Origin of the sequence: Streptomyces sp. NPDC088746, from assembly GCF_044751065.1 — a bacterium.
Taxonomy (GTDB): domain Bacteria; phylum Actinomycetota; class Actinomycetes; order Streptomycetales; family Streptomycetaceae; genus Streptomyces.
On sequence record NZ_JBIVLA010000002.1, the window covers coordinates 917,163 to 930,590 of the forward strand.

At 73.0% G+C, this 13,428-nt stretch carries 10 protein-coding genes; 8 read left to right on the top strand and 2 right to left on the bottom strand.

Features of this window, described 5'->3' with window-relative positions; genetic code table 11:
• The 8 genes from ACIP63_RS11755 (at position 1) to moeZ (ending at position 10,041) form a co-directional block, all read left to right on the top strand.
• Positions 1-1,008 carry an ABC transporter permease gene (locus tag ACIP63_RS11755; RefSeq protein ID WP_401513912.1) on the top strand — a complete coding sequence of 336 codons (1,008 nt, stop codon included), beginning with the start codon at positions 1-3 and terminating at the stop codon, positions 1,006-1,008.
• Complete coding sequence (locus ACIP63_RS11760; RefSeq protein ID WP_401513915.1) at positions 1,005-1,994, top strand: ABC transporter permease; 990 nt, start codon at positions 1,005-1,007, stop codon at positions 1,992-1,994. Before ACIP63_RS11755 ends, ACIP63_RS11760 begins: the two co-directional genes overlap by 4 nt.
• On the top strand, positions 1,991-3,631 hold the full coding sequence (locus tag ACIP63_RS11765) for a dipeptide ABC transporter ATP-binding protein (RefSeq protein ID WP_401513918.1): 1,641 nt from the start codon (positions 1,991-1,993) through the stop codon (positions 3,629-3,631). Before ACIP63_RS11760 ends, ACIP63_RS11765 begins: the two co-directional genes overlap by 4 nt.
• A gap of 189 nt (positions 3,632-3,820) precedes the next feature.
• Positions 3,821-5,626, top strand: a complete 1,806-nt coding sequence (locus ACIP63_RS11770; protein ID WP_401515088.1) for a DUF3492 domain-containing protein — start codon at positions 3,821-3,823, stop codon at positions 5,624-5,626.
• Positions 5,627-5,660: 34 nt separating this feature from the next.
• Positions 5,661-6,860 carry a hypothetical protein gene (locus ACIP63_RS11775; protein ID WP_401513921.1) on the top strand — a complete coding sequence of 400 codons (1,200 nt, stop codon included), beginning with the start codon at positions 5,661-5,663 and terminating at the stop codon, positions 6,858-6,860.
• A 137-nt stretch (positions 6,861-6,997) separates the two neighbouring features.
• Positions 6,998-7,963, top strand: coding sequence for an NAD(P)-dependent oxidoreductase (locus ACIP63_RS11780; protein ID WP_099174603.1), 966 nt, complete (start codon positions 6,998-7,000; stop codon positions 7,961-7,963).
• Positions 7,951-8,778, top strand: a complete 828-nt coding sequence (locus ACIP63_RS11785) for a spherulation-specific family 4 protein (protein ID WP_401513923.1) — start codon at positions 7,951-7,953, stop codon at positions 8,776-8,778. The genes ACIP63_RS11780 and ACIP63_RS11785 overlap by 13 nt, the downstream gene beginning before the upstream one ends.
• Positions 8,779-8,862: 84 nt before the next feature.
• A complete protein-coding gene (moeZ, locus tag ACIP63_RS11790; RefSeq protein WP_401513925.1) occupies positions 8,863-10,041 on the top strand; it encodes an adenylyltransferase/sulfurtransferase MoeZ in 1,179 nt (392 codons plus the stop codon).
• Between the two features lie 66 nt (positions 10,042-10,107).
• Here moeZ and ACIP63_RS11795 read toward each other — a convergent pair whose 3' ends face one another.
• Entirely contained in the window at positions 10,108-11,670 is a 1,563-nt protein-coding gene (locus tag ACIP63_RS11795) for an alpha/beta hydrolase (protein ID WP_401513927.1), read from the bottom strand.
• 122 nt (positions 11,671-11,792) lie between these two features.
• Positions 11,793-13,391 carry an alpha/beta hydrolase gene (locus ACIP63_RS11800; RefSeq protein WP_401513930.1) on the bottom strand — a complete coding sequence of 533 codons (1,599 nt, stop codon included), beginning with the start codon at positions 13,389-13,391 and terminating at the stop codon, positions 11,793-11,795.
• Between the last annotated feature and the right edge of the window lie 37 nt (positions 13,392-13,428).

Genomic DNA, 13,428 nt, shown 5'->3' on the forward strand with positions numbered 1-13,428 from the left:
ATGTCGGAAGCACTACTGGCCCAGGAGGCGGGAGCGGCGCCGGTCGCCGCCCCCGCCTCGGGGGCCCGGCAGTTCTGGCGGCGGCTGCGCGCCCAGCGCGCGGCCACCGTCGCGGCCGCCGTGGTCCTCCTGCTCTTCCTGACCGCGATCGGGGCGCCACTGCTCGCCGCGCTCGCGGGCCAGGACCCCGACACCTACCACCCCGGCCTCGTCGACTCGGCGGCCGGCGGGGTCCCCATCGGCTCCTTCGGCGGCATCAGCGCGGACCACTGGTTCGGCGTCGAACCGCAGACCGGCCGCGACCTCTTCGCCCGCGTCGTCTACGGGGCCCGGGTCTCGCTCGGCGTGGCCGTAGCGGCCACCGTCCTCCAGGTCGCCATCGGCGTGCTCGTGGGGCTCGCCGCCGCCCTCGGCAACCGCTGGGTCGACCAGGCCCTCAGCCGGATCACCGACATCAACGTCGCCCTGCCGCTCATGGTCATCGCCCTGGGCCTGCTCGCGATCGTGCCGTCATCCTTCCCCCGGCCCGTCCTGATCGCACTGGTCATCGGTGGCATCAACTGGGCGGGTACGTCGAAGATCGTGCGCGCCCAGGCGCTCGCGCTGAAGTCGCTCGACTTCGTCTCCGCCGCCCGGCTGAGCGGCCGCGGGCGGTGGAGTATCGCCCGGCGCGAACTGCTGCCGTCGCTCGCCGCGCCCGTCATCACGTACGCCGCGCTGCTCTTCCCCGCCAACATCACCGTCGAGGCGGCCCTGTCCTTCCTCGGCGTCGGCATCAAACCGCCCACTCCGTCCTGGGGACAGATGCTCACCGAAGCGGACACCTGGTACCAGTCGGCCCCCACCTATCTCCTGCTGCCCGCCGGACTGCTCTTCGTCACCGTGCTCTCCCTGACCGTCCTCGGCGAGGGCGTCCGTACGGCACTCGACCCACGGGCCGCGTCCCGGCTGCGGATCGGCACCGGACGCGGGGAGCGCAAGGAACGTACGAAGGAGCAGGCGTCGTGACCGGATTCCTGCTGCGACGGCTCGGCGGCGCCGTCTTCGTGCTGCTCTCCCTGACCGTCATCCTGTACGCGGTCTTCTACGTGGCCCCGGGCGACGTCGCCCAGATCGCCTGCGGTCCGCGCTGCTCACCCGCCCAGGTCGCCCAGGTCACCGAGCAGCTCCGGCTCGACGACCCCGTGTACACGCAGTACCGGCACTTCCTCCAGGGCATCGTCGCCGGGCGCGACTTCTCCACCGGCACGGGCGTGGAGCACTGCTCCGCACCCTGCCTCGGGGTCTCCTACCAGAGCGACCAGCAGGTCATGCGGCTGATCCTGACCAAGCTGCCGGTCACCGGCTCGCTCGTCATCGGCGCCTTCGCCCTGTGGATCCTGCTCGGCGTCGGCACGGGCGTGCTGTCCGCCTGGCGGCGGGGCCGGATCACCGAGCGGGTCCTCACCTGGCTGACCCTGGCCGGGACCGCCACCCCGGTCTTCGTCATCGGGCTGCTGCTCATCATCATCTTCTGCTCCACGCTGCGGTGGCTGCCGTCACCCACCTACGTGCCCTTCGGCGAGAACCCCGAGCAGTGGGCCTGGGGGCTCCTGCTGCCGTGGGTGTCCCTGGCGCTCATCGAGTCCGCCAAATACGCCCGGCTGACCCGTAGCTCCATGCTGGAGACGCTCGCCGAGGACCATGTGCGGACCTTCCGCGCCTACGGCGTCAGCGAGCGCGCCGTCATCGGGCGGCACGCGCTGCGCGGTGCTCTCGCCCCCGTGATCGCGCTCAGCGCCCTGGACTTCGGCTCCATGTTCGGCGGCGCCGTGCTCACCGAGTCCCTCTTCGGGATCCCGGGCATCGGGCGCGAACTCGTCCACGCCGTCAAGGTCGTGGACCTGCCCGTGGTCGTCGGCATGGTGCTGGTGACCGGCTTCTTCGTGGTGCTCGCCAATGCCGTCGCGGACATGCTGTACGCGCTGGCCGACCGACGGGTGGTCCTGTCATGACAACGCCGCTGGTCCAGGTCGAGGACCTCACCGTCGACTTCGGCACCGTCCGTGCCGTGGACGGGCTCTCGTTCACCCTTGAGGCCGGCGCCGCCCTCGGCGTCGTCGGCGAGTCGGGCTCCGGCAAGAGCGCCTCCGCCTCCGCGCTGCTCGGGCTGCACCGGGGCACCGGCGCCCGGGTCACCGGGACCGTCCGGGTCGCCGGTACGGACGTGGGCGCGGCGGACGAGGCCGGACTGCGGGCGCTGCGGGGCGCGAAGGCAGCCATGGTCTTCCAGGACCCGCTGTCCTCGCTCGACCCGTACTACACGGTCGGCGACCAGATCGCCGAGGTGTACCGGGTGCACAACTCAGCCTCCCGGCGCGCCGCCAGGGCCCGGGCCGTCGAGGTGCTGGACCGGGTCGGCATCCCGGACGCCGCCCGGCGCGCGCGGTCCCGGCCGCACGAGTTCTCCGGCGGGATGCGGCAGCGCGCGCTCATCGCGATGGCGCTGGCCTGCGAACCCCGGCTGATCGTCGCCGACGAGCCGACCACCGCCCTCGACGTCACCGTGCAGGCCCAGATCCTGGACCTGCTGCACGACCTGCGCCGCGAGACGGGCATGGGGCTGCTTCTGGTCACCCATGACGTGGGCGTCGCGGCGGAGAGCGTGGACGACATCCTGGTGATGCAGCACGGCCGTGCGGTGGAGCGCGGCCCGGTCGCCGAGGTGCTGGGCGCCCCCCGGCAGCCGTACACCCGCGAGCTCCTGGCGTCCGTACCGAGGATCGACGGGAAGCGGGCCGGCGTCCCCGGCCCGAGGACCGTGCCCCAGGACGCCGTTCCGCTCATCGAGGCGGACGGTCTCCGGCGCGAGTTCGGCCGGGGCTCCGGCCGTGTCGCCGCCGTGGACGGCGTCTCGCTCACCGTCCACGCCGGTGAGACCCTCGGCATCGTGGGGGAGAGCGGGAGCGGCAAGACGACGCTCGGGCGCATGCTGGTGCGGCTGACCGACCCGACGGCGGGCCGGCTGCGCTACGGCGGCCGGGACATCGGCTCGCTGCCGGAGAGGGAGCTCCGTCCGTTCCGCCGCGAGCTCCAGATGGTCTTCCAGGACCCCGTCGCCTCGCTCAACCCGCGCCGTTCGATCGGTGAGTCCGTGGCCGATCCGCTGCGGGCCGCGGGGGAGACCGACGAGACCCGGATCCGGGACCGGGTGCGCGAACTGCTGGAGCGGGTCGGCCTCGACGCCGGCCGGTACGAGCGCTATCCGCACGAGTTCAGCGGTGGCCAGCGTCAGCGGATCGGCATCGCCCGCGCTCTCGCCGCCGAGCCGAAGCTGATCGTGTGCGACGAGCCGGTCTCCGCGCTCGACGTCACGACCCAGGCCCAGGTGATCGCACTCCTCGCGGAGCTCCAGCGGGAGCTCTCCATCGGCCTCGTCTTCATCGCCCACGATCTGGCCGTCGTACGGCAGGTCAGCGACCGGGTGGCGGTGATGCGCCGGGGCCGGATCGTCGAGCAGGGCGTCGTCGACGAGGTCTACGGGGCGCCGCGGGACCCGTACACCAGACAGCTCCTGGCGGCGGTGCCCGCGCTCGATCCCGCGCAGGCCGCTGCCCGCCGTGCGACCCGCTCGGAGCTGGCCGCAGCCTGACTGTGCGTCACCGGTCGCCCACTTATCGCAACAGAACGCGACCGGGGCGAGAAAGTTACGCCGGTTCACCCCTTTCGGTGGTGCGACGGACAACCGTCCGTCGCACCGCCCATGTATCCGCATACGGTCGTCCCGCTGCGAGTCGCCGAGCAACGGCGGCTGCCCACAAGGGAGATCGGGGGTGTGCTCGTGCGGATCGGACTCCTCACGGACGGTGGTTATCCGTATGCGACCGGTGAGTCCAGACTCTGGTGCGACCGTCTGGTGCGCGGCCTTCCCCAGCACGAGTTCGACCTCTTCGCCCTCAGCCGCTCCGCGGACCAGGAACAACAGGGCTGGGTCAGACTTCCCGACCGGGTCGGCAGGGTGCGGACGGCGCCGATGTGGACGCACGAGGAGGACCCCCGGCACACCGGCCGCCCCAGGGGCCTGACGGGCAGAATCGCCACCGGGCTGGGGCGCTCGTACGGACGACGGGACCGGCGGCGCTTCACGGCGCACATGACGGCGCTCGTCGGCGCGGTCTGCGCCGGCGCGGAGGCGGGGCCCGAATCCGAGGACGCGCACACCGGGACGGCCGCCGGCCTCTTCACGGAGGGCCTGTACGGCTTGGCCGAACTGGCCCGGGAACGCGGGGGACTGCACCACGCCCTGCGCTCCGAGACGGCCGTACGCATCGTGGAGGCGGCCTGCCGCGCGCCGGGTACCGGGCGGACCGTGAACAGCGCCACCGTCCCCGACTACCTCGCCTTCGTGGCCGAGCTGGAGCGCACCCTGCGCCCCCTCTCCCTCGACTGGTACGACGAGGACGGCCTCGGCGCGGTCGACCTCTGTCATGCGGCCTCCGGCGGCGCGGCCGCTCTTCCGGGGCTGCTGGCCAAACGCTTCTTCGGCGTGCCGCTGCTGGTGACGGAGCACGGCGTGCCGTTGCGGGCCCACTACCTCGCGGCGCCCGAAGCCCCGCTCGGTGCGCCGGTGCGCGCCCTCCTGGCCAACTTCCACGGGCTGCTCGCCTCCGAGGTCTACCGGCAGGCCGCGCTGATCACCCCCGGCAACACCCATGTCCGCCGCTGGCAGGAGCGGTTCGGCGCCGACCGCGGCAAGCTGCGCACGGTCTACCCGGGCATGGAGGCGGAGCGGTTCGGGGCCGTGGGGGAGGGCGACGACCACGGCGGCCCCGGCACCCTGGTGTGGATCGGGCGGATCGAACCCGCCAAGGACCTGATCGCCCTGCTCCACGCCTTCGCCGAGGTGCGCAGGGCCGAGCCCGACGCCCGGCTGCGCATCTTCGGCGCTCCCGTCCAGGGGGGCGAGGGTGACACCTACCTCGCCCACTGCCGGGCGCTGGCCGCCCAGCTCTTCCCCGACGAGGCCACGGACGCACACGCCGTCGGCGACAACCCGGTCACCTTCGAGGAGATCGGCGGTCCCGAGGTGCCCGACCTCGCGGAGGCCTACGCCGCGGGCGGCGTCGTCGTGCTCTCCAGCGTCGTCGAGGGCTTTCCCATCAGCCTGGTCGAAGCGATGTTCTGCGGCCGGGCCACCGTCTCGACGGACGTGGGCGCCGTCGTGGAAGTCGTCGGCGGCACGGGGCTGGTGGTGCCCCCGCGCAATCCGCGGGCGCTCGCCGACGCCTGCGTCGCGCTCCTGCGCGACCCGGAGCGCCGCGCGCGCCTGGGCGCGGCGGCGCGCGCCCGGGCGCTCGAACTCTTCACCGTCGAGCAGAACCTCACGGCATTTCGCGGCATTTACCTCGACCTGGTGGCCCACTCACCGGCCCGTTGGGCGACGCCGCCGGATCCGCAGGATCCGGCCGGCCCGCCGCGTCCCTTCGCCACACCACCGGAGGCCCATGTGCTGGGTGCTCCGCCCCTCGGCCGGATGCCGGCGCTGCCCGCCGGGGTCGCCGCGGGTGCCTCCCGGGTGCCGAGCTGGGCGCTCGGCGAGGAAAGCGTGTGCGCGGGCGCACGCGGGGCGGGTGACGGCGATGTGTGACGGCATGAGCGGACGCGATCACGGAGGAGCCCCGATGGGCAGACCGAACGACACCCCGGGCCAGGACGCCGGGGACGAGCCGGCGGACGAGAACCCGGGTGCGGTCCGTTCCGCTGTCCGGGCACCCGAGATCGCCTACCGTCCCGCCCGCAGGCCAGTGGTCCGGCGCGGGCCCGCGGACCCCGTGAAGGCGCTCATGCACCGGCACCGGGACCTCTGCGAGCGCGCCGTCGACCCCCTGGAGATCGCGGCCGGTCTGGAGGCGCACGGGCTCACCGACCGGACCGCCGCGCGCTACCGGCACCGTGACGTCTTCTCGCTCGCGGAGGAGCTCTACGCCCGCGTCCCCGGTACGGCCCGGCCCGTCCCCCGTACCCCGGGGCCGCAGCCGGACCCCGGCAAGGAGGCGAGGGCCGGATGGACACTCGCGGCGCTGCTCCCCGGCGCCGCCTGCCTCGCGACCGCCGGGGCGCTCAGGGCGACCGAGGGGGTGCTCGGCGGCGAGGCCCGGCTCGCGGTGACCGCCGCCGGGGCGGTGCTCGTCCTCCTCGGGCTCCGGCTCGCTCTGCGCGGCGGCCCGCTGCGCGCCCCGGACGGCACCGGCGGCGTCACGCTGTACGTCTGCTGGCTCCTCGGCTACGTCGTGTACGGCGACGACCTGCTCGCCCAGGTCATCAGCGGCGGACCCGACGGGCACTGGACCGCCGCCCCCGCCCCCCTGCTCGGGCTGACGCTCGCCCTGGCCCCCGCGGCCTGGTGCGCCCAGCTGTTCGCGGTGCACGCGCGTCGTCGGCTCGCCGCATCCCACGGCCTGTCGGACTTCGGCGCCGGCGTGCGCCCCCTGCTCTTCGGCGTCCTCGCGCTCTTCCTCTGCGCCCTGACCGCGCTGCTGTTCCTCGCCGGCCTCGGCCAACCCGGCGCGGGAGGCCCACTCGTGGGGCCTGCCGCCCTCGGTGCCCTGCTCTTCCTCGCCCGGCTGCTGGCCGTCCACGGCTTCCCCGAACCCGCGGCCACCGGACTCGCCGCCGCCTGCGCCGTGGAAGTGGCGGCCCCCTTCCTGGTCCTGGCCGGGCGGCTGCCCGGCCTCGGCCTCCTCGCCCGGCCCGTCGACTCCGTCGTCGTCGCGGCCGGACCCGGCGGCGTACCCGTGCTCGCCTGCGGCATCGCCGCGTTCGGGCTGCTGGTCCACGCGTCGGTCACCCTCACCCGGGCATCCGCCCACGCCACGGCCTGACCGGGCCCCCTTCCCCACCCCGCGGAGCCGACGCCGCGGGTCTCCCGTACCGCACACACCTTCCTCAAGGAGAAACCGGACATGACCCCCCAATCCCCCGCCCCGGCAGCTCGCCGTCGGTACCGAGGGGGCGCGCGATGAGGGTTCTGCTGCTCGGAGCGAACGGGTTCCTCGGGCGCTTCGTCGCCGACCGGCTGCTCGCCGACCCGGCCGTGCACCTCACGGCGCTCGGCCGCGGCGACGACGCCGACGTGCGCTTCGACCTCGCGGGCGGCAGCCCGGGGGCGCTCACCCGCTTCCTGGACGCCGTCCACCCCGGGGTCGTCGTCAACTGCGCGGGCGCCACCCGCGGTGGGGCCCGGGACCTGACCCGCCACAACACCGTCGCCGTGGCCACCGTCTGCGAGGCCATGCGCCGCAGCGGCTGCAGCGCACGGCTCGTCCAGGTCGGCTGCGCGTCCGAGTACGGGCCCTCGCAGCCCGGCTCGTCCACCGCCGAGGACGCCGTACCCCGCCCGGGAGGCCCGTACGGCGTCAGCAAACTCGCCGCCACCGAGCTGGTCCTCGGCTCCGGCCTGGACGCGGTCGTCCTGCGGGTCTTCTCGCCGGTGGGCCCCGGCACCCCGGCCGGCTCCCCGCTCGGCCGGCTCGCCGAGACCATGCGGCGCGCCATGCAGACCGGCGACCCCGAGCTCAAGCTCAGCGGCCTCGGGGTGCAGCGCGACTTCGTCGACGTACGCGATGTGGCGCGTGCCGTCCACGCGGCCTCGCTCTCCGCGGCCCAGGGCGTCGTCAACATCGGCACCGGCCGGGCCGTACGGCTGCGTGACGCGGCGGCGGTCCTCGCCAGGGTGGCCGGTTACGCCGGAGCGCTCCACGAGCTCGACACACCCCCCGGCCGGCTCCCCATCGGTGCCCCCCGCGCCTCCTCGGAATCGGTCGTGGAGCACCTCGCCGCCACCCCGTCCCCCTATCCCGACGGCTGCGGAGCCTGGCAGCAGGCCGATGTGCGCACCGCCCGGGACCGGCTCGGCTGGCGTCCCCGCATCAATCTGGAGGAGTCCCTCGCGGACATCTGGATGGAGGCGGCGTGCCGTATCTGACCAGCACCAATTCCACCCTGCGGACCGGCGGGGCGGAACATCTCGGCGTCGGTGTGCCCGGGTACGCGCACCCGCTGGTCGCGCCCGCCGAGTGGGCCGGGCTCAACCGGCCGGGCACACCGCTGCACTGGGCGGTCCTCAACATCGACAACGGGCCGGGGGCGCGGCCCGACCCGCACTGCCTGGAGGCCGCCGGGCGACTGCGCAACGCCCGCGAGCGGGCTCTGCACGGAGAGACCCCCGAGGACACCGTCCGGGCCTCGGGGGGCAGGCTGCTGGGCCACCTCGACCTGGCCTTCGGCGGCCGCCCCTTCGGTGAGCTGATCGCCGACGCCCGGTCCTATCTCGACTGGTACCGCGTCGGCGGCTTCTATCTGGACCGCTGCCCGGACGGACGCGACGGCCTCCAGGCGGTCCGCCGGCTGACCAGCACCCTCTCCGCGCTGCTGGCCGACAGTGACAGCGCGGACGAGGAGGGCGGGCGGCTGGTCCTGGGGCACGGCACCCACCCGCACCCCGGCTACGCCGAGGCCGCCGACCAACTGGTCACCTTCCGGGGGCCGTGGACCGACTACCGCTGGTCCCAGGTGGCCGAGTGGACCGCCGCGTACGAACCGGGCCGTTTCGCGCACTTCGTCCACGGGGTCCCGCGCACCCATCTGGAGGAGGCCATGCGCATCGCCCGCTGGCAGGGCGCGGGCACGATCTTCTTCACGGACCGGGACGGAGCGAAGGGGCAAACCGATCCATTTGCGGCACTGCCCAGCTACTGGGACGAATTCGTCTCGCGGATCGGACCTGGTATCTCGGAATGAGGAGCGGCGTGGCAGTGTTACGGGAGAACAACCGTACGTAGATGAAGTACGTAGAAACCGACCACCTGCATTGTTGAGGTTCCTGTGTCGCTGCCACCCCTGGTCGAGCCAGCTGCTGAGCTCACCGTCGATGAGGTCCGCAGGTACTCCCGCCACCTGATCATCCCGGATGTCGGGATGGACGGACAGAAGCGGCTGAAGAACGCGAAGGTGCTCTGTGTCGGCGCCGGCGGCCTCGGCTCGCCGGCCCTGATGTACCTGGCCGCGGCCGGTGTCGGCACGCTCGGCATCGTGGAGTTCGACGAGGTCGACGAGTCGAACCTGCAGCGCCAGATCATCCACAGCCAGGCCGACATCGGCCGGTCCAAGGCCCAGTCGGCCAAGGACTCGGTGCTGGGTATCAACCCGCTGGTGAACGTCGTCCTTCACGAGGAGCGGCTCGAAGCCGAGAACGTGATGGACATCTTCGCGCAGTACGACCTGATCGTGGACGGCACGGACAACTTCGCCACCCGCTATCTCGTCAACGACGCCGCGGTCCTGCTGAACAAGCCGTACGTCTGGGGCTCGATCTACCGCTTCGACGGCCAGGCGTCCGTCTTCTGGTCCGAGCACGGCCCCTGCTACCGCTGCCTCTACCCGGAGCCGCCGCCCCCCGGCATGGTTCCCTCCTGCGCCGAGGGCGGTGTCCTGGGTGTGCTCTGCGCGTCCATCGGCTCCATCCAGGTCAACGAGGCCATCAAGCTGCTCGCCGGTATCGGTGACCCGCTGGTCGGCCGTCTGATGATCTACGACGCGCTGGAGATGCAGTACCGCCAGGTCAAGGTCCGCAAGGACCCCGACTGCGCGGTCTGCGGCGAGAACCCCACCGTCACCGAGCTCATCGACTACGAGGCCTTCTGCGGCGTCGTGTCCGAGGAGGCCCAGGAGGCGGCGGCCGGTTCCACGATCACTCCCAAGCAGCTCAAGGAGTGGATCGACGGCGACGAGAAGATCGAGATCATCGACGTCCGCGAGCCGAACGAGTACGAGATCGTCTCGATCCCCGGCTCCCGGCTGGTCCCGAAGAACGAGTTCCTGATGGGCAACGCCCTCCAGGACCTGCCGCAGGACAGGCGCATCGTCCTGAACTGCAAGACCGGCGTCCGCAGTGCCGAGGTCCTCGCGGTCCTCAAGTCGGCGGGCTTCGCCGACGCGGTGCACGTCGGCGGCGGCGTCATCGGCTGGGTCCACCAGGTCGAGCCCGAGAAGCCGGTCTACTAGACCTGCGAACGTGACGTACGAAGGGGCCGGCTCCGAGGGGAGCCGGCCCCTTCGCGTATCCGGGGCTCAGGAGCAGGTGCGCCCGTCCGCCGGCACCTTTCCGTCGAGGAAGTAGGCGTCGACGAGCGACGTCACGCAGGCGCTCTCGCCGTAGGAGCCGTGTCCCTCGCCCTTGTTGGTCAGCATGACGCCGACGCCCTCGCCCAGTTCGTCCGCCATCCGCTGCGCGCCCTCGTACGGGGTCGCCGGATCGCCGGTCGTGCCGATGACCAGGATCGGGGCGGCACCCGGAGCGCTCGCCTCCGGGGTGTCGTGCTCCCCCTCGACCGGCCACCCCGCACACCAGCCGGCCGTGTCCCAGGCCAGGAACGGGCCGAAGACCGGTGACAGCTCCCGGAATTCGGGGAGCAGCGACCGGGCCTCGGCAGCCGTCGGCCTCGCCTTGGCGTCGGCGCAGGAGATCGCCCGCTGGGAGTGGCTCTGGGTGTCGTAGTGTCCCTTTTCGTCGCGGCCGTTGTACGAGTCGGCCAGCCGGAGGAGGCCGTCGCCCGTGCCCTCGTCCTCCGCCTCGTCGAGTGCGGCCGTCAGGGTGGGCCAGCCGCTCTTCGAGTAGAGGGGAGCCACGATGCCGGTGACGGCGAGCGATTCGTTGAGCTCGCGCCCGGAGGAGGTCGGCAGCGGGTCCTGGTCGATCCGCTCCAGCAGCCGCGCTATCCGCCGGGTGCCGGCCGCCGGGTCCTGGCCGCGGTCCTTCAGATAGTTCTCCAGGGCCCGCTGGAATCCCGTCGCCTGATTGCGGGCATGTCCCACCGAGTCGGCCGTCGGGTCGACGACCGCGTCCAGCACGACCCTTCCCACGGTCTCCGGGAAGAGGTGCGCGTAGGTCCCGCCGAGCTCCGTGCCGTACGAGATGCCGAAGTACGACAGCTTCTCGTCGCCGAGTGCCCGGCGGATCGCGTCCATGTCCCGGGCGGCGTTCACCGTGCCGACGTGGGGGAGCACCGCGGCGGAGAGGCGCTCGCAGCCGGCGCCGAAGTCCCTGCCGTCCTCGACGAACGCGGCTTCCTCCGCCGGGGTGTCCGGGGTCATGTCGATCTCCCGGTAGGCCGTCTCCTGCTCCTTGTCGCCGCGGCAGCGGACCCCCGCACTGGCCGCGACCCCGCGGGGGTCGAAACCCACCAGGTCGTAGCGGGTGTTGAGCTCCTTGTACGAAGCGGCGGCGCGCGGCAGGATGCCGACCCCTGAGCCGCCGGGGCCGCCGAAGTTGAACAGCATCGAGCCGAGCCGCTCGCTCTTCCTCGTGGCCGCCTTGCGGATCAGGGCGATGCCGATCGTCTTCCCGTCCGGCCGCGCGTGGTCCAGGGGGACGTCGAGCGTGGCGCACCGCCAGGCGGGACCCGGCGCGGTGCCGCCCTCGGGGGCGTCGCAGCGCTTCCAGTCCAGGGGCCTCGACGGGTCGGGCGCCCGGGACGAAGCCCCTGAGGCTCCAGCCGAGGAGCCCTTGGACGAGCCCTTGGACGACTGCGGTGGCGCCGGGCCGTCGTCGCACCCCGTGAGCACCGCCGTCGCCAGCAGCAGAGCCGCCACGGCGAGCGCCGGGCCTCCGCGCGCCCGTCCACGTACACGCATGCGCGCTTCCTCCCCCCTGCCCGAAGGCGCCCCGTGCCCGGCCCCGTGCCCGAAGGCCCCGGGCCCGGATACCGCCCGGCGGCGGCCGGACCGCCGTCCCTGTCCGGCCGTTCAACGAGCGGTCACTCGCAGACCGTTCCCGACTTCGGGACCTTTCCTTCCAGGAGATAGGCGTCCACGGCCCGCTGCACGCAGGTGCTGCCGCCGTTGTACGCCCCGTGGCCCTCGCCCTTGTACGTCAGCTCGACCCCGACTCCCTTGCCGAGCTCGGCGGCCATCGCCTTCGCGCCGGCGTACGGCGTCGCCGGGTCCCCGGTGTTGCCGATCACCAGGATCGGGGCCGAACCGGGCGCGCCGACGTCGGGGGTGTCCCAGGCGCCCGCGACGGGCCAGCCGGTGCAGGCCATCAGTCCCCAGCCGAGGTAGTCGCCGAACACGGGGGAGGCCTTGCGGAATTCGGGGAGCGCCTTCCTGGTCTGCTCCAGGGTGAACCGCTGCTTGGAGTCCGCGCAGTTGATGGCGGCGTTGGCGGCGTTCGAGTTGTCGTAGTGCCCGTCCTCGGAGCGGCCGTTCAGGGAGTCGGCGAGGGCGAGGAGCAGGCCGCCGTTGTTGCCGTCCGCCTCGTCGAGGCCCTGCTCGAGCAGCGGCCAGGTCTCCTTGGAGTAGAGGGCCGACGCGACGCCGGTGGTGGCCTGGGTCTCGGTCAGCTTCCGTTCGCCGAGCCCCGGGACGGGCTTCTTCTCCAGCTTGGCCAGGAGCGCGACGATCCAGTCCTGGACCTCCTTCGAGGTGGCCCCGGGGAGCTTGCAGTCGTCGCGCTCGGCGCAGTCGGCGGTGAAGTTGTCCAGGGCGAGCTGGAAACCCTCGGTCTGGCCGAGTGAGGACTTCAGGGAGTCCTCCGTCGGGTCGACCACCGCGTCCAGGACGGCCCGGCCGACCCTCTTGGGATACAGGTGGGCGTAGACGCCGCCCAGTTCGGTGCCGTACGAGATCCCGAAGTAGTACAGCTTGTCGTCCCCGAGCACCTGGCGCAGCAGATCCATGTCCCGGGCCGCGTTCGTCGTGCCGACGTAGGGCAGCTCGTCCCCGGAGTTCTCCTCGCAGTCCGCGATGTAGGACTTCTGGTCCTCGACGAACGCCTTCTCCTCCTCGGCGTCGTCCGGGGTCCCGTCCTGCTCGTACCGCTCGTCCAGTGTGCTGTCGTCCGAGCACTCGACGCCCTCGCTGCGGCCGACCCCGCGCGGGTCGAAGCTCACCAGGTCGTAACGGGTGCGGAGCGCGTCGTACGCGGTGCCGAACGACGGCAGCGTGGCGACACCCGAGCCCCCGGGGCCGCCGAAGTTGAAGACCAGCGAGCCGATCCGCCGGTCCTTGTTCCGGGCGGCGGCGCGGATGAGCGCCAGTTCGATGGTCCGGCCCTCCGGGTCCGCGTAGTCGAGGGGTACGTCCATGAAGGAGCACTCCCAGGACGTCCCGCCCGGCAGCGGTGAGGGGGACGTGCCGCTGCCCTGGGCCTGGTTGGGGGGCGGGCACGGCTTCCAGTCGAGCTTCTGGGAGGACAGCTCCTCCGCCGTCGCCGTGGGGGACGCCGTCGACGCGGCCGACGGCCTCGCACTCCCCGTACCTCCGTCGTCCCCGTCGTCCGAACAGGCGGCCAGGGGCAGCAGCACGGTGGCGGTGGCGGCGAGGGCGGCGGCACGCAGCGCGGGGGAGGTCCTCATGACCCCATCGTGCGGCGGGGCGCGGTGGACCGCGCGG

What these genes read in the sequence shown, in the direction of transcription:
- ACIP63_RS11755 (WP_401513912.1), top strand. Translation starts at nt 1, where the DNA reads ATGTCGGAAGCACTACTGGCCCAGGAGGCGGGAGCGGCGCCGGTCGCC.
- ACIP63_RS11765 (WP_401513918.1), top strand. Translation starts at nt 1,991, where the DNA reads ATGACAACGCCGCTGGTCCAGGTCGAGGACCTCACCGTCGACTTCGGC.
- ACIP63_RS11775 (WP_401513921.1), top strand. Translation starts at nt 5,661, where the DNA reads ATGGGCAGACCGAACGACACCCCGGGCCAGGACGCCGGGGACGAGCCG.
- ACIP63_RS11780 (WP_099174603.1), top strand. Translation starts at nt 6,998, where the DNA reads ATGAGGGTTCTGCTGCTCGGAGCGAACGGGTTCCTCGGGCGCTTCGTC.
- ACIP63_RS11795 (WP_401513927.1), bottom strand. Translation starts at nt 11,670, where the DNA reads ATGCGTGTACGTGGACGGGCGCGCGGAGGCCCGGCGCTCGCCGTGGCG.
- ACIP63_RS11800 (WP_401513930.1), bottom strand. Translation starts at nt 13,391, where the DNA reads ATGAGGACCTCCCCCGCGCTGCGTGCCGCCGCCCTCGCCGCCACCGCC.